Origin of the sequence: Francisella sp. 19X1-34, from assembly GCF_041102755.1 — a bacterium.
In the GTDB taxonomy this organism is placed as follows: Bacteria; Pseudomonadota; Gammaproteobacteria; order Francisellales; family Francisellaceae; genus Francisella.
In genome coordinates this window covers 12,422-35,767 of the sequence record NZ_JBGCTX010000011.1, presented here as the reverse complement: position 1 = coordinate 35,767, position 23,346 = coordinate 12,422, and the positions used below count along the sequence as shown (strand labels likewise).

Below are 23,346 nucleotides of genomic sequence, written 5' to 3'. Positions count from 1 at the left end.
AATAAAATATAGTCTGATTGACTTATAGGAATTATAAAAGAATTTTTACGATTAGTATTCAACTAAGCAGGTATTTAAATCAAATTTTTGCCCCTCTAACAGCATATGCATACGAATATCTACCAAACTAATTGGTGCATTATTACGCGCATTGTGTAACGATGAATGCTTCAAATGTGAGAAGTCAATAATTGTAACCATGCCTGAGCCTACAACTTCAATAACATTATCTGAGTTTAGTAATGCTGCTGTATCCTCATCAATACCAACTCCTACCATATATGGGTTATATGACAATGCAGCAAGAAGTCTACCTAATCTGTCTCTTTGCGAAAAATGTTGGTCAACTAAAAGCTTATTTGTCAAACCAAGACCTGGAGCTAAATTAACCATATTACATCTAGGCATCAGCCCTGCTTGACCACCTGCAATCATAAAACCAGAAATAAATGCAGCGCCTGCAGATGTGCCTGCAACATTAACGCCCTTAGCATTTAATCTACGGATAAGTTGAGCTATTGGTGTACCACCTAATGTTGTAGAAAGTAGTAATTGGTTACCTCCGGTCATAAATATACCTGTACACTGAGAAAGTAAGTCTTGATATTCTTTATTTGTAGTTGCCTCAAGACGAGTTTCAATTTTTAGGTTATATACATCTTTGACACCCATTTTTGTAAAAATATCAACATATATATCACCCGTATCTGGCAATTTAGATGCAGTAGGTATAACAGCTATTTTAGCATTCTCACCACCTGATAACTCTATAAACTTCTCTAACACTGTAGGACTAGCAAATTTATCTTCCCCGCCACCAATAGGCATAATAAATCCTCTATGATCCTTTTTAACTGGTTTAGAAGGCATTTTTAAAATCTCCTTATAATATATAAAAAACTATGTTGTAAAATAACATTTTGCTAGAATAATACTAATTAATGAATAATTTTTCTATAAAAAAGGTTTATTTTTTCAAATCTTTAAGGTATTTAATATATTTACGCATTTATTATTTGATGATATGCTATCTAGCAAATAATTTATTTAGTCACAAAATCTAAAATGAAAACTCTTAAAGCCCTAGCTATTGGTGGTGCAACACTAGATACCATTATTGAGTATGAAGAAATGTTTACAATGAACATGCAAAAAAAAGATACAACCCAATCTTTTATGCTATTAGAAGAAGGAGCAAAAATAGAGGTAAAAGAACATAACTCTTTTTCTGGTGGTGGTGCTACTAATGCTGCTGTTTCTTTCAAAAAGCAAGGAATTGATGTTAGTTTTTTTGGCAAAATAGGTAAAGATATTACTGGTGAAAAAATAGCTCAAGAACTAAAAGACTTTGGTATTGATATATCAAATATAAGATACTCTAACAATTATGGCACAGCTACATCTTACGTAATTCCAACATTAAGTGGCGATAGAACCATATTTGCATATCGAGGGGCTAATAAAGACATATTAAAAGATGACCTACCATCCCAAGCTATTATAGATAGTGACTTTATATATATAACATCTTTAAGTAAATCTTCAGCAGCTAGACTACCTGAGATAGTTAAACTTGCATCAGAGAATAATACCAAAGTAGCTATTAACCCTGGCTCAAGTCAACTAAGTGTTGGTGAAAGCTTTATAAAAGACTCAATGTTCGGTATCGACATACTAGTATTAAATTACCAAGAAGCTCAAAAGCTTATGCTTTCGTTACTTTCTACTGATGATCAAGATATTGCAGAATCAAAAGATAGGCTAGAAACAACTCATGCCCAAGATAGTAGAGACTTTTTAAATGCTACTTTTAGATTAAAGGACTTTTTCAAAATATGTTTAGATCTTGGCGTTAGGCTAATCATGGTGACAGATGGGGCAAATGGCGTCTATGCTGCTACTAAAGACAAAATATACCATAGTGAATCATTACGCATTAAAAATGTTCTAAATACACTAGGAGCAGGTGATGCATTTAGCTCAACATTTTGTGCAAACATTTATAAAGGAAATAGCATTGAAGACTCTATGAAATTTGCTCTAATTAATGCTAGTCATGTAATTCAGTATTCTGATGCAAAATCTGGATTACAAACTTCTGAAAACTTAGAAAAAATAAAATCCAAAATGAATTGCGGTTTAAATAAAAAAATTACTGTTACTTCCTGGTAGCAATATATCTATCTTCAAAAAAAGATTCTACATCTTGGACATAATAATCTATCTCTTGATTGTCATAGAAATTAGCTTCAGACTTCTGATCATCTGCATGAACTAATACGGTTTCCATCCCTAAATGCTTCGCTGGAACTAAATTATGTGATGAGTCCTCAAAGAAAATAGCATTAGTAAAATCAATATTGAACTTATCTCCACCAATTTTAAAATATTTTGTTTTTGGCTTAGAAACTAGACCTGTATCTTCAATAGTTAATATCCCATCAAAACTATCATCTAAGCCTAATTGTTTTAAGACTCTATCTGTATGAAAGTTAGAAGCATTAGTAAAAATATATGTTTTATAATTCTTTCTCAAATCATTTATATAATTGTTTAATTGTTCATTTGGCTTAAACTGGTCAATTTCAATATTATCTATAAAATCTAAAAACTCTTTTGGCTCAACATTATGATAACGCATCATACCAAGCATAGTAGAACCAAATTCATAGTATAGCTCATCACGGATTGCATTAGCTTTTTCAGTATCTAAAATATTTAATTTAAGTTTAATATAATCACTCATTCTCTTCATTTGCTGATCAAACAAACCATTATTATAAGGATAAAGTGTATTATCTAAGTCGAATATGTAGGTTTTCATTTATTTATAGTTTTTCTCCGCAAATAATTAATAACTGATTTTCTTAGTATAACAACTTCCTCAATTGATACTACCTGAATCAAGAATAAATATAGCAATCCAGAAACACTAATGTAAATCATAGTCGTTATCTCATTAGAGAAATAGTGCAACATTTGCTCTCTCAAAATATAAGCAAAATAAACGATTATTAAACATACTAAAACTATTTTAAAAATTTTTAAAAATAATTTTTTCAATTCTATTTTAGCAATTTTATATTTAAAAATTATTGCTGAAGTACAAGACCCTAATATTGATGAGATAACAGTCCCACAAATAAGTCCAACTAAACCGAAAAAATATGAAAGTACTATACTAAAGATAATATTTGAAATAACTATTACTAAAGATAGAATAATAAGTAACTTACTTATATGAAAAGCAAAAAGCATTCTAGTACATAACATACTATAGGCCATAAAAGGAAAACTTATTGATATAATTGATAATACGGTAGATGTATTATCTAAAGCAATACTTCCAAAGGCACCTCTTAGATATACAAAAGAAATAATATCTTTAGCAAAAAAAATAAATAAAAATGAAATAGGAATCACAATACATTCAAGTGCTATTAGAATCTTATTATAAACTAACACAGCCTCACTCTTATCATTTTGGGCTAACTTTGATAACTTAGGAAAAGCAATATTAGTCAAGATTAAATCGATAATTCCAAATACTAAAACTCCTTGTAAACTCGCTGAATAGTTTATCGCAGAAATGACTCCTTCTCCAAGCCTACTGCCTATATTCTGATCCACGACTTGATTAATTAAAACAATAGAATTATTTAAAACTACTGGGAATGCAAATATAAATGCATAACGAACATTCTCATCATAAGATAGTTTTATTTTAAAAAATAAACCTTGACGATAGCTTAGTACTAATAATATAAGTAAAAATAAAAAATAACTAAAAACCTGTCCAACTGCTAACAAGTAATATGAAAACAAACCTGCTAATATAACAAAAAGTATAAATATATGACCTGTATATTGCGCTAAAGCTTTTTGAATATACCTTTCTTTTATATTTAGAAAACTTGATAATTCATTTGAAATCACAATAAGTGGAGCAGATAGTGAGAGTATTATTAAGAATTTTTTAGCAATTTCTATAGTTTTTTGATCAAACCCAGATGCTAACAACACTATAAAATAATCTGCAAATATAAATATTAAAAAAACCATAAATAAAGAAAGCAACAATTGTATCGAAATCAACTTATTTGTAAAATCATTTGCTTTTACTATTCCAGACTCTTTCTGAATCTTATTATATGTAGGAATAAAACTAGTAGAAACTGCTGAGAAATATATCAAAGCTATTCCTAATGCTGATGATGCAATAAAATATGCATCTGTGATATTCGTAGCTCCAAAAAAATACGAAATTAATAACTGTCGAATAAATCCTAATGGCTTAGATAATAAAGATAATAAAACAAGAATAAATGCTGTTTTTTTCATCTTACTTGATCAAACCAGAATTTAAAGCTATATCTTAACCACACTAAAAACGGCATATATCTAAAGATTAAATATTTTAATTTAATTTTGATACTGTTATCTTTAGGCAAGCGTAAAAATATTGCATCATAGTAACATAACATTTTCTTAAACTGTCTCCTCGAAAAAGAAAATAATCCCAAAACCAGATATGTCCCAACAACATTAAAAGAGTACTTATAAAAAATATCCATTTTAATGCTCTTTTTTATATAATATTTTTCTAATGAACCAAATATGTATAAAACATCTTCAGATTGCTTATCATTAATTCTTTTTCGACTATTATATAAAATACTTCCCTTCCTCACATAGTGATAATAGTTCACCTCATTTGTAAAAACTGCTTTATGAGCATTTAAAAGAACTTTACTATTAAACTCTATATCCTCTAAAAAAAGATTTTCTTTAAATCTATGTTCAACAATTAATTCTCGCTTATATAACTTATCACAGACACTTGATGATATTTCTTGTAAAAAAAACTGTTCTAAAACTTGATACCCCATAAACTCTTTTCTTATTCTATGGTTATTTTCTTTTACTTTATCACTACTTGTTCTATCAATGCTTGAAATAGTAACGTCTGCTTCGCTAGCAATTATTTCAGTATATAGTTTTTCAATAAAGTTACTATCAATAAAATCATCTCCATCTATAAAAGAAATATATTTACCTGTACAAATATCCAAAGCTGCATTTCTTGAACTCGATAAGCCACCATTTTTTTTGTTAATTACTTTTATACGACTATCTTCTTTTTCATACTGTTGACATATTACAAGACTATTGTCTGTAGAACCATCGTTTACCAGGATTATTTCTAAATTTTCATAAGTTTGAGTTATAACAGAATTAATGCATCTTCTTAAATACTTTTCCACATTATAAATAGGAATTATGATAGTTATAATATCTTGCATAACCTATAGTCTCCAAAAAAAACTCTATAAAAATCCAGGTATATTTTTATTTAACGTTTATACTAAACCTTTAGTATAAACGATATTTTTTCTTTAACTAAATTTTATTTATCTTAAATATTTTTAGAAAATCATATAGTTTAAGCTTTCTTAATGATGCAACAATTATTAATTTAAACATATCTCTCTTATGTTTTCTTATAGCTAATATAATATTTTTTTTATACTCCTTACTCCATTCTTTAATTAAAAACTTTAAACATTTATTAATATTTAACTTTAGCTTTAACTGTTTATAAAAGTCCTTATTTGATTCTGTCCATGAAACATTATGTCCTACTCTATAAACACTCATACAACGATTAATGTATAATGCACCTTTATTCTTCGAGCAAAAAACTTGAATAAAATAATCGGCAACTGGAGCCTTCGTATAAAACCATTTTGGAAAGTTGTCTATGCATTCCCTTAAAAAAATTATTGAAGCAGTTGGCATAAAACTTCCATCTCCAAGCATAACATCTTCCAAAGAAAATATTTTTGTTTTTTTATTATCACATATATATTTTTTACCTTTCTTAGATTCCTCAAGGGCCTTATGAAATGAAATTTGTACTTGGCCATATCTGTTCATAAGTTCTACTTGTATACTTAACTTTCTTGGGTCAATCCAATAATCATCTCCTTCACATATTGCAATATACTTACCTACTGATCTTTTAAAGTTAAAAACTGGATTTATCCTGATTCCTTTAGAATACTGATTGGTATTTTGATAAATAGGTTTTATTATATTAGGATATTTTTCTTCATATTTTTTAATAATACTCACTGTATTATCAGTTGAAGCATCGTCGTGAATTAAGATTTCAAAAGCAAAGTCTGTTTCTTGCATTAGAAAACTTTTCAATGCTAAATCTATATAATTTTCATGATTATAAGTAATACAGCATATACTTACTAATGGATTCTCTATATCTTTCCATTTCGAAATTATTTCTTCTTCTAGCATTTTCATAAAAAAATTAAATCCCCCTAATTATAAAAATAGGTCTATTTAAAAACTCTCCTAAGCTATCATTTCTCCTAATATTTTTTTTATTCAAATTCTTATAGATAATCTGATTATCTATTTTCTCAGCAATACCAATCTCTATCTTATAATTATGATTTAATCCTTTCGTTATAAATTCTATCAATTCTTCTTTTGTACCCTCTTTGAATAAAGGTAGTTTAGGATCTCCTTTCCAGTTAAAACCCAACTGAAAAATTAATATTTTGCTAGATTCTAAAGCCCTATATAATAGAGAAATCATCTCTTTCTTAGCTCTCTCAATAGAAAGCTTATCATCACCAAAATCATCTCCAATATGGTGTAAAACATTAAGCAATAAGGTGGCATCATATTTTTCAGAGTTTACAAAATCATAATATTTTTTATGAATTGTTATTTTTTCTTGGACCGCTAAAAGATCTGCGGCTGACTCAACAAAATTAGCATGTTTTTCATTCCCTTCATAATATGTCACACTTTTAGCACCAAAACTTAACGCTTCAAAACTAAAATATCCGGTATTACCTCCTATATCTAAAAGTTTCCTATTTTTTAAATCGACTTTCTCTAAAATAAAGTTTAATCTTTCCTTTTCATATCTTGAATTTATACTAATATCACTAATATTTAATATTTTACTTAAATCATTTGAGAGTAACTGATACTGAGAATGCTTACTTTGAGACTCATACATTTTCTTTAATTCTTTTAGCTTATCCATTTCATCCCCCATAAAGCTTGTTAGTATCTTCTCTATTAAAAATCTCTATACTCTTTAAAGTATCTTTTTCCTCTAAAAAAAGCTTATCCGAGTAGTTATAAAAAGATATTTTTTTTCTTAAACTTATATTATTGCTAATACCATCATCCCAAAAGTATTTTGTATTTTTAAAATCACTAGCATCAACCTTATTAAAGCATAAATAACCATAGTCATATAATAAAAGCTCAAAAAAATTATAATTAGCGTCAACGAATAATTGAGACGGTCCCCAAAACCTAGGATTTGCTTCAATCATATAACAACTATCATTAACCACTTTTAATTCTACCATTACTAACCCACGAAACTTCTCATCTATAAATAGACTCTCAAACTTACTTGAAATCTCTTTATCATGAAAATCTGAAGTTTTTGCATAAATCATAGATTTTCCATGTTCCTGTTGGATATAGTTTTCTTGAGATAGTTTAAATACATTCCCTTGCTTATCATAATAGTAAAGTAAATATATACATCTTCCATTAACATATTCCTGATAATAGAAATCCTCCAAATTATTTTTTTCTATAAACTGCTGATACTCCTCTTTTGTATCAATTATATAGGGAGAATGTATAACCCCTCCTGAAGATAAATACTTTTTAGGTTTTGCAACTAATGGTAAATATTTTTCACTTGGTTGAAGATATTCAGAGGGAGTCTTTATACCATATTTTTGACAGAGCTTGCTAAAAGCAAGTTTATCTGAAAGCCTTTCATATTCTCTTTTTTTGACAAGCGGCATAATGTAATTTTCACCATGAAACAAAGCACTATTATTAAGGTAAAATCTATTTAATGCCTCAGTAGAAGGAGCTATCAAACATTCTACTACTTTTTTATTTTCTTTAATAATATTCAAACCATTAAGAATATCATCTAAATTAAGCTCTTTTGTTTTTCTGACATACTCCACTTTTGTATAATATTTAGTCTTAAATATATCATCATTCTCTGATTTCGCTATAATAGCATAATCTAAACTGTTCTTTTCAAGAGTCCTAATAAATGCTATAACTGCTCTAAAATTAAATCCTGAAAATATAACTATGACTTTCTTCATAATGATTTTTTTATAATATCAATTATTCTATCCTGGGTATAGCAATCTAGTTCTGAATAAAGAGGTAAGCACATTATTCTTCTTGATATATCTCTAGATATAGGCATATGCTGTTTTGGTTCAATATAATTAAGAGTATCTAATGATGGGTAAAAATATCTTCTGGGAAAAATATCTTGTTCATTCAAAGCTTTTTGAACCTTTTTCACCTCTTCTTCTGATTTCATCAGTATCGGAAAATAACTATAGTTTATTGTTGCATTAGGATTAGGTTCTTGAAATTCTACTAATCCCTCTAGCTCGACTCTATACTTTTGAGTTACAGCTTTTCTAGAACTATGTATTATTTCTATATCATCTAATACACAAAGCCCCATTGCAGCTTCAAACTCATTCATCTTAGCATTAGTACCTAAATGTGGAATAGACTCGGCATTTTCAAAACCGAAGTTTATTAAGTATCTAGCTTTCTGTACCAAAGCATCATCATTTATTATTAGCGCCCCACCTTCGATACAATGAAATATCTTAGTAGCATGAAAGCTTAATGCACTAATATCTCCATAACTAAGGATACTTTTCTCTTTAAATTTAACACCAAAAGCATGAGCTGCGTCATATACGACCTTTAGGTCATTTTGATCTGCTATTTTTTTTATAGCCTCAACATCACAAGGAGTTCCAAATACATGAGTTGCCACAATAGCACTTGTATTTTGAGTAATAGCTCCTGAGATTTCACCAGTATCAATGTTAAATGTATTTGGATTTATATCTGCAAATATTGGAAGAATATTATTTGTTATAAGTGAACTAGTAGTAGCAACAAATGAAAATGGTGTAGTAATTGCAAACCCTTTTAAACCTAAAGTTCTATATGCTATTTCAAGCGCTACAGTTCCATTAGCTACTAAAACTACATTTTTGACTCCTAAATAGGTAGCCAAACGTTGCTCAAGCTCTTTTACTAAAGGTCCATTATTTGTTATCCATCCTTGTTCATATATCCTATCAACATAGCTTTTGTATTTTTCTTTATTTGGCAAATATGTTTTAGTTACATTTATCATCTATAAGTACCGTATATAATTAAAATTATTTTTTCACCCGCCATTTCAACCAATATCTCAAGTAAGACACTATAGCAATTAGCATCATTCTTTTTGATTTATAACTAGCTCTTTCCCAATTATGAATTACTTTAAACTGGGGCAGATAAATATTACTAGATATTCTAAGAAGCTCCCTAGTTATATCAGCATCCTCCATATAAAGAAAATACCTTTCATCAAAGCCATTTATATTATTCAAAACCTCTGTTCTAAAGAACATAAAACATCCTGTAGCATATTCAACATTTTCAATAGGCTTATTATAATCCTTATCTAAATAAACATAATGATTCATACTATTGCTCATTTTGACTTTTAAAAACTCTGGCGCAAATCTTCTTAAGAATTGATTCATAAATGTTGGATTCCTTTTACAAAGATACTCCCTTTCTCCTAAGGAGTTGTAAATATCTGGGATTAACTGTCCAACTTCTAGATTCTTCTCCATAAAAGAAATAGCCTGATATAATGAATCCTCACATAAGATAATATCTGGATTACAAATCACATGATAATCACTCGATATTTTACTGATTACTATATTATGGCCATGTCCATAGCCTTTATTCTCAGCTTTTATATATTGATACTTAATTCCTAATATTGAACATAGCTGACTCACTCTTTCTTCACAAAGATTATCTTTTGAGTTATCAACTATATATAGATCAAAATTTATGTTTGCTATTTTATTTATACAAAAGCTACATGAATGCTTATAACTTTTAAATAAATTTATCGCATGCTCTTCATTGTAATTATGAATAACAATTGTCATTGAAAATAGCATTACTCTTTTCTTTATGAGAAGTTTACTTATAATAATTGTATAATAGCTCTTAATAAAATCAAAACATCTTTTATATGTTAAAAATATTATCTATCGTTATCTCATATAATCCAAATATTAAAGGTTTAAATAACCTATTAGAGAGCTTATTAAATATAAATACAACTAAAATAGAACATGAAATATTAGTAGTTGATAACAATAGTTTAAATATTGTCGACATTAAGAACATTTGTTTGAAGAAAAACATTCGCTTAAATAAGTTAAAACATAATATGGGGATCGCTTATGCCCAAAATATTGGTATAAAATGCGCAATAAAAGAAAAATATAACTATATATTGCTATCAGACCAAGATAGTCTATTTCCTCAAAACTATTTTTCTAAAATGATTAAATATTTTAACAACGATGTTGCAGCTATTGGACCAGCTTTTATAAATATCAATTCAGGTGAGAAATCTGGTTATATAAAAAGTATTAGAATGAAAAGTTTTAAACAGCCTAAAAATGAAATTCATCAAGTAAGACATATTATTGCTTCAGGAAAAATAATCAATGTTTCATCTATAAGTAAAGTTGGCTTAATGGATGAGGAACTTTTTATAGATTATGTTGATTTAGAATGGTGCTGGAGAGCCGAAAAAAACGATTTAAAGGTATTATTCAATGCAAATATTTCTATAAAACACTTTTTGGGAGATGGCTCTGCAAAAATTTTAAAAAAAGAGTATCAAGTTAGGAGTCATATTAGATATTATTATTTAATAAGAAACGGTATTTATTTAGCAATATATAACAAAGAAAAAACCTTATCTGTACGAGAAAGATTTATCATTTTCTGTAAATCATTTATTTATATTACTGTATACAGTTTACATTATCCTAGAGCTAAAAATTCTTCTGCCTGCTTTAGTGGATTAGCTGATGGATTTAGAAAAAGACTTGGTAAAAAAACATAGTTAATTAATCACTAAAAACTCTTGCAAACTCTTGCCATCTAACTATATCTTGACAGATATCGTCTATACTTTTTTTTGTTTCAAAACCTAGCTCCTTCTTAGCTCTCGAAACATCCGCAAAACTTGCAGCAATATCACCTGCTCGCCTATTTACTATTTGATATGGTATTTCTTTACCTAGGGCCTTTTCATAAGCTTTAACAAGCTCTAATACAGAGTAACCATTACCTGAACCTAAATTATAAACTCTCCACGCAGGCTTAGCTTGTGCTAATTTTTCTAATGCCAAAATATGACCAATCGCTAAATCTACCACATGAATATAATCTCTTACCCCAGTACCATCTATTGTGGCATAATCTCCACCAAAAATACTAAGCTTCGCTAATTTGCCAGATCCAACCAGACCTACATATGGCATAAGGTTATTTGGAATTCCTTGAGGATCTTCTCCTATCATTCCACTTTTATGGGCACCTACAGGATTAAAATATCTTAAGCAAGTAATATTAAATTTATTATTAGCATTCTGAAGATCTTTCAAGATTTCCTCTAACATCAACTTTGTAGCACCATAAGGGTTTGTAGTGCTAAGAGGCATATCTTCTATAAATGGAGGTTCATTATTCATCCCATAAACTGTTGCTGATGAACTAAAAACAAAATCATATACTTTATAGTCCTGCATCAGCTCAAGCAAATTTATAGTTCCTTGAATATTATTATGATAATACTCTAAAGGTTTCTCTACACTCTCACCAACGGCTTTAAACCCTGCAAAATGTATTACAGCATCAATTTTATGCTTTTGAAAAATACTCTCTAAATTATACTTATCTAAAAGATCTACTTGATAAAAATCAAATTTCCTACTTGCTATAGTCTTAATTCTATCTACTACGGATATTTTACTATTTGAAAGGTTATCTACCACTATTACTTCATAGTCTCTATTTAGAAGTTCCACTACAGTATGACTACCTATATATCCTACACCACCTGTTACTAATATTTTTTTACTCATAAATATACTCTATATAATTTTCATTTTTTATTTCTTTTACTTTTATACTTTCAACTTTTCTTTTAGGCAAAAAGAGATTTATAATTTTTCTACAAATTACTCTTACTGTTTCAATAATAATAAGCAAATCAAAAATAAAACTCCATCTACGAATATAAATTAGATCTAGCTTTAATTTATTTTCAGGCAGTGTTTCATAATTTGTAAGAACCTGAGCATATCCTGTAATACCTGCTTTAACCTTAGTTCTATATGTAAATTCTGGGGTATCTTTCATAAACTCCTCTATTAATTCCTGCCTCTCTGGACGAGGACCAACTATTGACATATCTCCTTTTAATACATTAAAAAACTGAGGCAACTCATCAATCCAAATAGGTCTAATTATTTTGCCAACTCTTGTGATTCTACTATCAAACTCAGATGCCCAAACAGCTCCTGTACTAGACTCTGCATTTATTTGCATACTTCTAAACTTAACAAGCTTAAATTTTGCATTATCTTTAGTGACTCGCTCTTGGACAAAGAAAGGAGATTTCCTATCTTCTAAAAAAATAGCTAATGCTGTTATAAGCATTATCGGAGATGTTACTAAAATAAAGAAACAGCTTAAAATAATATCAAAAACTCTTTTTGTAACTTGTGCTTCAAAAGATAATCCAAAATTTTTAACACTCATTGCCATACTATCTCCCAAAGGTACAAGTACAGCCCCCCATATAGATATCTCATACTTTCTTGGAATAAGAACTATTTCTACACTATATTTGCTTAATAATGATAGATCAGTATCTAACATCCTCTTCAAGCCTTTATCTGAAATAAAAACCTTTGTATATTTATTAATAATATCAGACAAGCTAATCTCATTGTGATCTAAACTTAGATAACCTAATATAACTTCTTTAGGTAACTTACAATCTTTTGCTTTTTCAAACATCCATTCTCTTTCTTCATCGAGACCTAAAATAAGTATATTATTTTCTATTGTTTTTCTCATTAAACATCTAAAAAAGACTCTAGATATAGATAATAAAACTACTTGAATAATAAAACCAAATAAGATCAAACTTCTTGGAAAAGAGAATCCCCTCAAGAAAAAGGCTAATGCTGTTACAATAATAGCTATTGCACAACAACATAGAATCACTTTTAAAAAGTTTTTTGATTTTGATATTTTCTCCCCATTTGTATACTCACCAGTTAAGAACACAAATAAAGATGTAGCTATTATAAAAATAATTAAAAAATCAAAACTACTAAAGTTACTAGTTTGATAATTTAATAAATGTAATGGTATAAAATAACTTAGCAACACTATTATTACAGAGGTTATTATTTCAGATATTTTTAAATAAATAAGCGAGTTATTAAACTTTATCAAGCTCGGCCCTCATAGATTCTATTGTATCCTTATAACTTTCAGAGTTAAAAATAGCTGAACCAGCAACAAAAGCATTTACTCCACAACTTGCAATTTCTGCAATATTATTTGGGTTAACACCACCATCTATCTCCAATAAGATATCTCTGCCTGTAGATTTGATCCATTTGGAAACTTCTTTAGATTTATCAAGCATAGCAGGAATAAATTTCTGCCCGCCAAAACCTGGATTTACAGACATTATTAAAACTCTATCAATATGGCTTTCGACATATTTTAAACAATCAATACCTGTAGCAGGGTTTAATGCAAGACCTGCATCAATTCCAAATGATTTAATAAGTTGTAAGCTTCTATCTATATGCTCACTAGCCTCAGGATGAAAAACAATACTACTAGCACCTGTTTTAGCAAAACTCTCGATAAGACTATCTACTGGCTTTACCATAAGATGAACATCCATACCTGCTTCAATTCCATAATCTCTCAACGCTTTTAGTACCATTGGTCCAAAAGTAAGGTTTGGCACATAATGGTTGTCCATAACATCAAAATGAATATTATCAGCTCCTGCATCTAACACAGATTTAACATCATCACCTAATCTGGCTAAATCTGCAGATAAAATGGAGGGATTGATTTGAAACTTTCTCATACTTTTTATTTTTTATGTATAAAATATTAAAGATAATTTTAGCATAACAGTATAAAATATTTGAGTAAATTAGTATTTTATAAACTTTAATATTCCTAGCTTATAGTTTTATTTTTTAAAATAGAGGATAAAAGCAAAATGAGTCATATAGCAAATGCAAAAAAAACCTTTGAAATGGAAATAGATGTATTAAAAAATCTAAAAGATTCTATTAGCGAAAGTTTTAAAAAAGCCTGTGATATTATTCTAACAAATAATAAAGGACGTGTAATTGTTACAGGAATGGGCAAATCTGGTCATATCGGAAAAAAAATGGCAGCTACTCTTGCTAGCACAGGAACTCCAGCATTTTTTGTACATCCAGGTGAGGCTGGACATGGAGATTTTGGAATGATTACATCTAATGATGTATTAATTGCTATATCTAATTCTGGGAACTCTAGTGAAATAATGGGGCTAATGCCAATGATTAAACATTTAAATATTCCAATTATTTCAATAACTAGCAATCCTGAATCTCTAATGGCAAAAAATAGTGATGTATATTTAAATCTCGGTGTAGATAAAGAAGCTTGCCCATTAAACTTAGCACCAACATCCAGCACAACCGCTACGTTAGTCTTAGGAGATGCTTTAGCCATAGCTTTACTTAAAGCAAAAAACTTTTCTGCTGAAGACTTTGCTTTTTCACACCCTAGTGGAGCACTTGGCAGAAAACTTATCTTAAAAGTTGAAAATATTATGCGTAAGGGGTCAGAAATACCACAGATAGCTCCTTCTGATACAATTCGTAAAGCTATACTTGAAATAAGCAATAAAGGAATAGGCAACACCCTTGTTACTTCCAGTGATGGTAAACTACTTGGTATCTTTACAGATGGTGATTTACGTAGAATATTTGAATCTGACAATTTCGACTCACACATCCCAATTTATGATGTAATGAGCAAACATCCTAAAACTATATCTAAAAATGATATGGCTATGACAGCCTTAGAGAAAATGGAGGAATTTGAAATTACAAGTCTTGCAGTGACAGATAATGATAATCATATTCTTGGGGTTGTAACTATGCATGATCTTATAAAGTTAGGACTTAAATAATTCACATTGATAAGGTAATTATATCCTGATTATTCCATGCGACTAATTGTTTAATAAGATATTTCTTATAATTGTCATCTAAGCTTTTAAAATCTGCTAATTCGAAAGTTTCAACATTTTTCTCTGATATTGAACTTATCATAGCAAACTCTATCTGTGATAAATTTTGATAATAGATATTATGATCTGAATTGCGGTAAGCTATATAAATTTGCTCTTCGTTAGTCTCTAGGTTACAGTCAAGAGCACTTGCATCAAATGGTAACGATATAAATTCAAGTGTTGGATTCATATTGATTCCTTTTATATCAGAAAAATTAATATCTGCGTTTATTTGACTACTTTTAATAACTTTAGGTTCAGATATTTCTATAGAAAAAAGTAACCACTCAAACTCCATCAACTTAGATAGTTGTTCTGACATTTCTACACTCTTTGAACATATTAATAACTCAGTTGCTATTTGATGAAAAGCAGGATCAAAAGAAGAGTTTTGCTCTAGGAAAATTTCTATAATCTGTTCTCTTATATCTGGTGATGAATAAAAACTAAAATATGGAAAAGTATTCTCCAAAACACTTGAGATATTCAGTACTATAAAATCTCTATACATTTGTATAGTTTTATCACTTGAACTTCCATAACGTATAGCATGAGTAAATGTTTTCATCTTATTTTTTATACTTTCAAAGATATTCATATCTAACCACCTATAAAACTAGTTATATTACTTAATTCTGCTACAAGTTCATCTAACTTTGGAACAAAATTATCCCTTTCAAGTAATAAAGGTCGCCACCCATGCTTCTTAATTGTAAATTTTGCTAAATCTTTTACTTCTTGAATAACATTTTTTCCATGAGTATCTATTATAAAATCATCACTCTTATAATGCCCTGCAATATGGTAGTAACTAATACTTCCTTTTTTTATACTATCTATAAATTTATATGGATCATATCCATGATTTTGTCCATTAACATAAACATTATTAATATCAAGAAGAAGCTTAGCCCCGCTTTTTTCTAAAATAGTATTAATAAATTCAAGCTCATCCATATCATTATCATACTGATAATAATATGAAATATTCTCTAAAACTAATGGTCTTTTAATAATATCCTGAACCCGTGCAATTCTATCACAAATATATAAAATAGCCTCTTTTTCTCTAGGTACTGGCAAAAGATCATATAAATAACCCTTTTCATCATCTGTGAAACATAAGTGATCGCTATATGTATCTATATTATAGTGATCCAAAAAAATTTTAAGATTTTTTAGAAACTCTACATTTAAGGGTCTAAAACCAGCTATTGATAAATTAAGACTGTGAGCTATTATCGGATAAATACTAGCAACCTTATCAAGATAATCTTTTTTAAACCCTCCTATCCCCATCCAGTTTTCGGGTGCAAGTTCTAAAAAATCAACTCCTTCAACTTTTTTAGCCGATAATGTTTTTTGGTGTTCAGATCTTAACCCAATACCTTGAGCTTTTTTAGTCACAAGCATAATAAATTAGAAGAATAATTAAGCTTTTACTTCGGTTTGGTTTGAATTATCTTGTGCTTGACTAGTGCTAGTGTCAGACTTAGATTTAGTATGGGAACCACATGAGCCGCTAGCACATTTACTATTACCACAACTACTATCTTGAACCTTAACTGATTTTTGACTTACTGTCTGCGCTTTATTAGATTTAGTATGAGAACCACATTTTCCACTAGCACACTTATTTGCATAGCTAGCATCACTTGAAGCAGTTTGACTACTTATAGCTGAAGAACTCTGTGTAGTTGGAGCTTTTGCCTGATCAGCTAAAGCTACACCAAAAGACATTGAAGCTGTTAAAACGATTGTTAAAGGTACTTTCTTTTTCATAGTTATTTCTCCTAGATTAATCTTTTTAAAGTCATAAATTAGAAACACAGTTAATTTGATAATCACTTAATCTATAGTACTTTGCAAGTATTATTTAATAAAAAGATAAAATTATATAAGATTATGATAAGAAAGAATCTATTAAAGAACGTTACCCATTAATACACTGTGATAACCAGCATCTACGTGAATATTTTCACCTGTAATACCAGAAGCCATATCTGAACATAAAAATGCAACTGTATTACCAACTTCCATAATATCAACATTCTTTTTAAGTGGAGATACTGATGCATTATAGTCTAACATCTTCTTGAAGTTTGAAATACCAGAAGCTGCAAGAGTCTTAATAGGTCCTGCCGATACACAATTGACATTGATTCCATCTTCACCTAAAGCAAGAGCCGTATATCTCATAGTAGCCTCAAGAGACGCTTTTGCAACACCCATAGTATTATAGCTTGGCATAGCTTTTTCTGCACCAATATAAGTAAGACCAACAATTGAGCCATTTCTACCTTTCATCATAGCACGCCCTTCTCTAGCTAAAGCAGCAAAAGAGTAAGCACTTATATCATGAGCAATTGAGAAACCTTCACGAGTCACAGTATCGACAAAATCACCACCTAGTTGATCACGTGGTGCAAATGCAATTGAATGAATAATACCATCAAGGCCATCCCAAACTTTACCAAGCTCTACAAATAAATCCTTAATTTCTTGATCTGATGTAACATCACAAGGAAGAACTGCTGCTGGATTAAACTCAGCACTTAGTTTTTCAACTCTTTCTTTAAATTGACCAACATATGTAAATGCAAGCTCTGCACCTTCTCTATGTAAAGCCTTTGCAATACCATAAGCAATTGACTTATTACTTAAAAGTCCTGTAACTACAATTTTCTTTCCTGCTAGAAAACCCATTTAAATTCTCCTTTGTGAATTTTTTATTTAAACGCTAACTTCTTGTATAATAACCCTATTGATTATATGTACAAATACTACAAACTTATATATATAATTATAATTAATAGAAAAATAAAACACTAGCCTAATATTATAAAGAGAGATATTCTATGAATCGTAATAATAAAAAAATAGTTCCAACACATGATGGTGAAGTCACATTTGATCGCGCTAAAGAAACATGGAATATACTAAAAATAACATCTGAGCTTGTAGAAGGTTTTGAACGTTTAGATAAACTTACCCCTGCCATTAGTATATTTGGTTCAGCAAGATTAAATAAGGATAATAAATATTATTTAAAAACTACAGAAATAGCAAAAAAACTATCTAACCATGGATTTACAATAATTACAGGTGGCGGGCCTGGCATTATGGAAGCAGGCAATAAGGGAGCACTAGATGGATCTTCATCAAGTGTTGGTTTAAATATAACGCTTCCTCATGAACAAAAGCCCAATCCATATCAAGATATCAGTCTTAGTTATAGATATTTTTTCACCCGAAAAGCTATGTTTATTAAACACTCTATGGCCTACATCGTGATGCCAGGAGGTTTTGGTACTATGGATGAGCTATTCGATATAGCTACATTAATTCAAACTGAGAAAAAAACATATATGCCAGTCATTTTATTTGGCAAAGATTTTTGGGGAGGTTTAGTTGATTGGATAAAGACAACTATGTTAGAAAGTGGTGTCGTTGATGAGAATGATCTAAAAATTCTTCATCTTGTTGATACTATAGATGAGACAGTTGAGATTATCCGTGAATATTACCAAAACTCATATCACTCAAAAGAGCATGCTCACATAGTATTTTAAGGCTTATTTTATATGGATATTAATACTATCTCTTCAACTTTAATACATAATTCCTTACCAATAATAGTCGCCTTTAATGTTTTAATTCACATTTTTTGTGGTTTAGGAATTGCAAAAGATATTCCTAAAGTTTTAGATAAAAGGTTGACTACTATTTTACTACCCAAAAATATCTGGATTTTGGTAGGTATAGTATTTGGTATATGGGGATTATTGATATACTGGTTATTTCATCATTCTACTATCTCAAAGGGATAAAATAAGGAATTTTTAATGAGTAAGAACAATTTATGGCAACCAAAATCATATAATTCAACAGGAAAATTTGTTACAGAGTATGGTAACGATGTTGTTAAGCTTTTAAATCCATCTAAAGGAGAAAATATTCTGGATTTAGGCTGTGGTACAGGCGAACTTACAAATGAAATAAAAAATAAAGGTGTCCAAACTACAGGTGTGGATATTTCAGAAAATATGTTAGAAAAAGCAAAACAAAACTATCCAGATATTGAATTTAAGCAAATGGATGCCCAACAAAGTCTAAATTTTGATAAAGGAAGCTTTGATGCTGTTTTTTCAAATGCAGCATTACATTGGATGACTAACCCTGTTGCTGTTATAAAAAACATAAATAATATTTTGAAAAAAGATGGTAGATTTGTCTTTGAAATGGGTGGTAAAGGTAATATTAAAGAAGTACTATTTAGCTTAGATACAACTGCCAAGAAATACAATATAAAAGACTTTGATATATGTAACTTCTATCCTAGCATTTCAGAGTATAGCTCCCTTCTTGAAGAAAATGGCTTTACTGTCAAGTATATGATTCTATTTGAAAGACCAAGCTTACTTAAAGGAAAGGATGGTTTTAAAGATTGGGTAAGAACATTCCGTGTAAACTTACTAGATCAAATTGATAATGTTGATGAATTTCTTAACGATGCTGAATCACTTGCATATAAAAGCCTTTTCAAAAACAATAACTGGTATGCTGACTATGTAAGACTTAGAGGAGTTGCTATAAAAAACTAAACAAGCCTTTAAATTTATGCCTAAGATAAAATTACTAATCTCAAAAAGGAAGTCCTATGAAAAATAAATATAAAATTATTATCGCATCAGTTATGAGCCTAGCATATATATCAAGTTTTGCATGCACAACGGTGGGATTTGCTGGAAATACTGTTAAAGGAGGAGGAACTTTAATTTTTAAAAATAGAGATGCTGAAATAACTGGTAAAGAACGCTTAGAAATATTTAAATTTAAACAAGGCAATGACTTTTTAGCCTTAACATATAATACAGATAGTACAGTTGAAGGATATCCATATATCGCTGGAGGAACAAACTCAAAAGGACTGACAGTCTTAGTCAATGATCCTGCTAGCCATACTCCTGCTGCTAAAAACGTAGACCAAATTGAAACAATAACTGTTCAAAATCTACTAAAGAATTATTCAACAGTTGCAGAAATTGAAAAAAATAAATCAAAAATATTTAGCAAAAATGATCCAGCTTTATATACAATAAGTGACCATAAACAGGTTGCTAGCTTTGAAGAAGGATATAGAGGAAAATACGGATACAAAGTTACAGATAATGGCTATGTTTGGAATACTAATTACTATCATCTGAAAAGTATTGATAAGCAAAACCAAGAATCTATAACAGATATAACAGATAGAACAAATACTCTAAAAAAATGGCTTGCCAATATGCCTAAACAAGTTCAACTAGGTGATTTAACTAGACTTTCTGCTAGTCATTATAATGGTGCATACAATAGTATTAATAGACAGTTTACTGTAGCTAAATACTTCGCAGTATCTCCACCAAACTCTAAAGATACTCATCTTTATATTAGATTCACAATTCCTACACAGAAATTTAACTCTTATCATCTAACTATAAATGATGAATTCTTTAATAATAATCCTGCAGGTCCATTAGATAATAATAAATATGGCCTACTTGGTTCTATGAATAATTAATAAGCATCTTTAATTTACTGGATAAAATTAATAATCTTCTTACTAGATTGCCTCTTTATAATAAATACCTATAAAATCCAATGATAATGTATTTAGACTTAGAAAGGCTACTATATAGTTGTCTTTATACATCAGGAAAAGCACTAGCAACATAGTTTTCATCTCTATCACTAGCCAAATTTTCATCAATATATCCATACTCAGGATCAGAATTTAGATCTGCTAATGACTCATTATGTCTTTGGTTAGCATCAATTACTGCCTGTGAATAACTATAGTTTTTAACATCTTCTGGGGCTGTGCCATCAGGTATCGTAACATTTTTGGTATTAGCTTCTATAGTATCCTCTCGTGCTTGTGCATTAGAAGCTTGTGTCGTATAGTCATTATAAGAATTAATACTATTAGTTTGAGCTGTTGTTTGATTACTCTCTAATAATGTTACTTCATCTTCTAAATTAGAAATTTCGTTTCTTAATGTTGTAGCATTCCCTTCTGCTGTCTGAGCACTTGCTTCATAGGTTGCTGCTAGTTCAGTATCTCCATTTGCTTCAGCAGTAGCTTGATTAGCTCTGTGAGCCGCTGCTTCTGTTTCATATTGAGTAGCAGCAGTATCCTTTTGATCTATCAAATCATTTCTAGTAGCTATTTCATCATTTATTGTTGCTATATCATTTTGATAATTATTGTAATCATCCAATGCATTATCTCTAGCTGTAATATATCCTTGATACTCTGAATCAGCATCCATAGTATCTGCTTTTCTTGTCATCCAAGCATCAAAAGCATCCTCATACTCTGAGTATGTAGATAATGAAAGATCATTATATGCATTAACATAAGATTCGATATCATCATTTAAATCTGTGCTTGATGAATTACACCCATTAGGTAAAATACCACTTGGAGGACCGTCTGCTTCTGTCGCATGAAAGATACTACCTGTTGAGTCAGTCCGATTATCATAGCCAATATTGCATTCCCAATTAATTAAAGCTCCATTATTATTTATTCTTGGGGTTATTGCTATTTGATAAGCTGTACCTTGGACTACAGGATGACTAATCAGCCTACCATTATTTTCTCTAAACTCACTCATAATAGCAACGTTATCATCTCCAAAATAATTATCTTTGATATCAGCTATTCCTGATTGAAATTGTTCATCACTACTTATACCTTGCTCTTGAATATAAACAGCAACCGCTTTACGATAATTATCCATTTTATCGATTTCATCTTGAAGCCTAACTTTAGTTATATGATTTGAATAAGATACTACAACTGCAGCTGCTAATATAGCAATTATAGCTATCACAACCATTAGTTCAACAAGAGAAAAACCTTTATTATCCCTGACCATAACTCACGAAACATACCAAAAGAACTGTAATTTTATACTTTCATGAATATTTATGCAACTACAAGTTATTAAACTTAATAACTATCGCTAATTTGAAATTAACTGAATATCTCTTTTAATAATTTCATCAATTACTTCATCATTTAAAGTATGATCTAGATCTTTTATTAGATTAACTTCACCCCAAGTACTTTCAAAAAACTTATTATCAACGATAGTATCATTCTCCGTAAGAGTAACTTTAATATTCTCATTAAATTTACCGAGTTTGCCATTCATAAGTAGTAAAAAATATGCTCCAAGCATTTTTCTAATTCTAACTTTTCTAAGTACTCGCATTGTTTTATGATGAATAAAAAAAGGCGTGATTAAGTGTAATTTTTGATATAACTCTTCATCTATTAATGACGATATACCTGCAGACATAGAGATTGCATAGATTAAATCATAGTTTTCTCTACTAATCTTATACTTATCTATAATACGTTTGAGCTTCCTTTTTACAAATACTGGTCGACCTAAAGCTACCGTAGTTATTTTGACTTTTATGCCATCAATAACAGTATGTACAACTGAGTCTCCCTTACTAAAGTAACCTCTTATTATTATAATATTTAAAATATCTTTTTTATTCATCAAGCTTTTTCAATAAGTTCTATTTGATAACCGTCAGGATCTTTTATAAATGCTATAATTTGCGAACCTCCTTTCAAAGAACCTGCTTCTCGAGTTACAACTCCTCCTTTTGCTTTTACAGCATCACAAGCGTTATAGACATCTTCTACTTGCATGCATAGATGTCCAAACGCATTACCATGGCTATATTCATGATCACCCCAGTTATATGTTAACTCAAGAACTGTATGATTAGAGATATCTCCATACCCTAAAAAAACTAAAGTATATTTATATTCAGGATTGTCCATTTTCTTCTGAACCGTCATTCCTAAGATATTAGTATAAAAATCTATAGATTTATCTAAATTATTAACTCTTAACATCACATGAGCAAAGCGCATGCTACCTCCTAAAGATATAATATTTGTTATTAATAGAGACTTTTGATATATTATAGCAGATTTTAAATCTCCTGTTCGTAACTAT

26 protein-coding genes are annotated in these 23,346 nt (G+C 29.6%); 7 read left to right on the top strand and 19 right to left on the bottom strand.

Annotated elements, in window-relative coordinates; translation table 11 throughout:
• Nucleotides 1–51 precede the first annotated feature (51 nt).
• Entirely contained in the window at nucleotides 52–870 is an 819-nt protein-coding gene (locus tag AB8E56_RS03020; protein ID WP_329477836.1) for a cyanophycinase, read from the bottom strand.
• Nucleotides 871–1,065: 195 nt separating this feature from the next.
• Here AB8E56_RS03020 and AB8E56_RS03015 point away from each other — a divergent pair, with 195 nt between their 5' ends.
• Nucleotides 1,066–2,172, top strand: coding sequence for a carbohydrate kinase family protein (locus AB8E56_RS03015; RefSeq protein WP_329477834.1), 1,107 nt, complete (start codon nucleotides 1,066–1,068; stop codon nucleotides 2,170–2,172).
• On the opposite strand, the gene AB8E56_RS03010 is transcribed toward AB8E56_RS03015, so the two are convergent.
• The 8 genes from AB8E56_RS03010 to AB8E56_RS02975 all read right to left on the bottom strand — a co-directional run bounded on the left by AB8E56_RS03010 (nucleotide 2,159) and on the right by AB8E56_RS02975 (nucleotide 10,073).
• Complete coding sequence (locus AB8E56_RS03010) at nucleotides 2,159–2,824, bottom strand: pyrimidine 5'-nucleotidase (protein WP_329477832.1); 666 nt, start codon at nucleotides 2,822–2,824, stop codon at nucleotides 2,159–2,161. The genes AB8E56_RS03015 and AB8E56_RS03010 overlap by 14 nt on opposite strands.
• On the bottom strand, nucleotides 2,821–4,341 hold the full coding sequence (gene murJ, locus AB8E56_RS03005) for a lipid II flippase MurJ (RefSeq protein WP_329477830.1): 1,521 nt from the start codon (nucleotides 4,339–4,341) through the stop codon (nucleotides 2,821–2,823). The genes AB8E56_RS03010 and murJ overlap by 4 nt, the downstream gene beginning before the upstream one ends.
• Nucleotides 4,338–5,303 (bottom strand): glycosyltransferase family 2 protein, encoded by a 966-nt coding sequence (locus AB8E56_RS03000; protein WP_329477827.1) that lies wholly within the window; start codon nucleotides 5,301–5,303, stop codon nucleotides 4,338–4,340. The genes murJ and AB8E56_RS03000 overlap by 4 nt, the downstream gene beginning before the upstream one ends.
• 97 nt (nucleotides 5,304–5,400) lie before the next feature.
• A complete protein-coding gene (locus tag AB8E56_RS02995; RefSeq protein WP_329477825.1) occupies nucleotides 5,401–6,321 on the bottom strand; it encodes a glycosyltransferase in 921 nt (306 codons plus the stop codon).
• Between the two features lie 7 nt (nucleotides 6,322–6,328).
• On the bottom strand, nucleotides 6,329–7,078 hold the full coding sequence (locus tag AB8E56_RS02990) for a class I SAM-dependent methyltransferase (protein ID WP_329477823.1): 750 nt from the start codon (nucleotides 7,076–7,078) through the stop codon (nucleotides 6,329–6,331).
• A gap of 1 nt (nucleotide 7,079) precedes the next feature.
• A complete protein-coding gene (locus tag AB8E56_RS02985) occupies nucleotides 7,080–8,183 on the bottom strand; it encodes an ATP-grasp domain-containing protein (protein WP_329477821.1) in 1,104 nt (367 codons plus the stop codon).
• Nucleotides 8,180–9,253 carry a DegT/DnrJ/EryC1/StrS family aminotransferase gene (locus AB8E56_RS02980; protein ID WP_329477819.1) on the bottom strand — a complete coding sequence of 358 codons (1,074 nt, stop codon included), beginning with the start codon at nucleotides 9,251–9,253 and terminating at the stop codon, nucleotides 8,180–8,182. The genes AB8E56_RS02985 and AB8E56_RS02980 overlap by 4 nt, the downstream gene beginning before the upstream one ends.
• Nucleotides 9,254–9,278: 25 nt before the next feature.
• Nucleotides 9,279–10,073: a glycosyltransferase gene (locus AB8E56_RS02975; RefSeq protein ID WP_329477817.1), complete on the bottom strand. Its 795-nt coding sequence runs from the start codon at nucleotides 10,071–10,073 to the stop codon at nucleotides 9,279–9,281.
• A gap of 86 nt (nucleotides 10,074–10,159) precedes the next feature.
• Between AB8E56_RS02975 and AB8E56_RS02970 the strand changes: the two genes are divergently transcribed.
• On the top strand, nucleotides 10,160–11,047 hold the full coding sequence (locus AB8E56_RS02970; protein ID WP_329477815.1) for a glycosyltransferase family 2 protein: 888 nt from the start codon (nucleotides 10,160–10,162) through the stop codon (nucleotides 11,045–11,047).
• A 4-nt stretch (nucleotides 11,048–11,051) separates the two neighbouring features.
• Here AB8E56_RS02970 and galE read toward each other — a convergent pair whose 3' ends face one another.
• Genes galE through rpe form a run of 3 tightly spaced genes read right to left on the bottom strand, consistent with a single transcriptional unit; the run spans nucleotide 11,052 to nucleotide 14,110 of the window.
• Nucleotides 11,052–12,071, bottom strand: a complete 1,020-nt coding sequence (gene galE / locus AB8E56_RS02965; protein ID WP_329477812.1) for a UDP-glucose 4-epimerase GalE — start codon at nucleotides 12,069–12,071, stop codon at nucleotides 11,052–11,054.
• The gene (locus AB8E56_RS02960) at nucleotides 12,064–13,455 is read right to left on the bottom strand and encodes a sugar transferase (RefSeq protein ID WP_329477811.1); all 1,392 of its coding nucleotides are present in this window, start codon (nucleotides 13,453–13,455) and stop codon (nucleotides 12,064–12,066) included. The genes galE and AB8E56_RS02960 overlap by 8 nt, the downstream gene beginning before the upstream one ends.
• Nucleotides 13,442–14,110, bottom strand: coding sequence for a ribulose-phosphate 3-epimerase (gene rpe, locus AB8E56_RS02955; protein WP_329477809.1), 669 nt, complete (start codon nucleotides 14,108–14,110; stop codon nucleotides 13,442–13,444). The genes AB8E56_RS02960 and rpe overlap by 14 nt, the downstream gene beginning before the upstream one ends.
• A gap of 138 nt (nucleotides 14,111–14,248) precedes the next feature.
• On the opposite strand from rpe, the gene AB8E56_RS02950 reads away from it, so the two are divergent.
• Nucleotides 14,249–15,214: a KpsF/GutQ family sugar-phosphate isomerase gene (locus AB8E56_RS02950; protein ID WP_329477807.1), complete on the top strand. Its 966-nt coding sequence runs from the start codon at nucleotides 14,249–14,251 to the stop codon at nucleotides 15,212–15,214.
• A 1-nt stretch (nucleotide 15,215) separates the two neighbouring features.
• Here the strand turns inward: AB8E56_RS02950 and AB8E56_RS02945 are convergent, their stop codons facing one another.
• The 4 genes from AB8E56_RS02945 to AB8E56_RS02930 form a co-directional block, all read right to left on the bottom strand.
• A complete protein-coding gene (locus AB8E56_RS02945; RefSeq protein WP_329477805.1) occupies nucleotides 15,216–15,914 on the bottom strand; it encodes a DUF2063 domain-containing protein in 699 nt (232 codons plus the stop codon).
• Nucleotides 15,915–15,916: 2 nt separating this feature from the next.
• Nucleotides 15,917–16,723, bottom strand: coding sequence for a DUF692 domain-containing protein (locus AB8E56_RS02940; protein ID WP_329477803.1), 807 nt, complete (start codon nucleotides 16,721–16,723; stop codon nucleotides 15,917–15,919).
• Between the two features lie 24 nt (nucleotides 16,724–16,747).
• On the bottom strand, nucleotides 16,748–17,098 hold the full coding sequence (locus tag AB8E56_RS02935; protein ID WP_329477801.1) for a hypothetical protein: 351 nt from the start codon (nucleotides 17,096–17,098) through the stop codon (nucleotides 16,748–16,750).
• Nucleotides 17,099–17,239: 141 nt separating this feature from the next.
• Complete coding sequence (locus AB8E56_RS02930; protein WP_329477799.1) at nucleotides 17,240–18,022, bottom strand: enoyl-ACP reductase; 783 nt, start codon at nucleotides 18,020–18,022, stop codon at nucleotides 17,240–17,242.
• Nucleotides 18,023–18,174: 152 nt separating this feature from the next.
• On the opposite strand from AB8E56_RS02930, the gene AB8E56_RS02925 reads away from it, so the two are divergent.
• From AB8E56_RS02925 to AB8E56_RS02910, 4 genes are read left to right on the top strand one after another with little or no spacing between them, the layout of a single operon-like run.
• Nucleotides 18,175–18,888 (top strand): TIGR00730 family Rossman fold protein, encoded by a 714-nt coding sequence (locus AB8E56_RS02925; protein WP_329477797.1) that lies wholly within the window; start codon nucleotides 18,175–18,177, stop codon nucleotides 18,886–18,888.
• Nucleotides 18,889–18,900: 12 nt separating this feature from the next.
• Nucleotides 18,901–19,146: a hypothetical protein gene (locus AB8E56_RS02920; RefSeq protein ID WP_329477795.1), complete on the top strand. Its 246-nt coding sequence runs from the start codon at nucleotides 18,901–18,903 to the stop codon at nucleotides 19,144–19,146.
• Nucleotides 19,147–19,161: 15 nt separating this feature from the next.
• Complete coding sequence (locus AB8E56_RS02915; RefSeq protein WP_329477793.1) at nucleotides 19,162–19,920, top strand: class I SAM-dependent methyltransferase; 759 nt, start codon at nucleotides 19,162–19,164, stop codon at nucleotides 19,918–19,920.
• Nucleotides 19,921–19,976: 56 nt separating this feature from the next.
• On the top strand, nucleotides 19,977–20,879 hold the full coding sequence (locus AB8E56_RS02910; RefSeq protein ID WP_329477791.1) for a carcinine hydrolase/isopenicillin-N N-acyltransferase family protein: 903 nt from the start codon (nucleotides 19,977–19,979) through the stop codon (nucleotides 20,877–20,879).
• A gap of 124 nt (nucleotides 20,880–21,003) precedes the next feature.
• Here the strand turns inward: AB8E56_RS02910 and AB8E56_RS02905 are convergent, their stop codons facing one another.
• The 3 genes from AB8E56_RS02905 to gloA all read right to left on the bottom strand — a co-directional run bounded on the left by AB8E56_RS02905 (nucleotide 21,004) and on the right by gloA (nucleotide 23,261).
• Nucleotides 21,004–22,242 (bottom strand): prepilin-type N-terminal cleavage/methylation domain-containing protein, encoded by a 1,239-nt coding sequence (locus AB8E56_RS02905; protein ID WP_329477788.1) that lies wholly within the window; start codon nucleotides 22,240–22,242, stop codon nucleotides 21,004–21,006.
• 87 nt (nucleotides 22,243–22,329) lie between these two features.
• Entirely contained in the window at nucleotides 22,330–22,878 is a 549-nt protein-coding gene (locus AB8E56_RS02900; RefSeq protein WP_329477785.1) for a hypothetical protein, read from the bottom strand.
• On the bottom strand, nucleotides 22,878–23,261 hold the full coding sequence (gene gloA / locus AB8E56_RS02895; protein WP_329477783.1) for a lactoylglutathione lyase: 384 nt from the start codon (nucleotides 23,259–23,261) through the stop codon (nucleotides 22,878–22,880). The genes AB8E56_RS02900 and gloA overlap by 1 nt, the downstream gene beginning before the upstream one ends.
• Nucleotides 23,262–23,346: the final 85 nt, after the last annotated feature.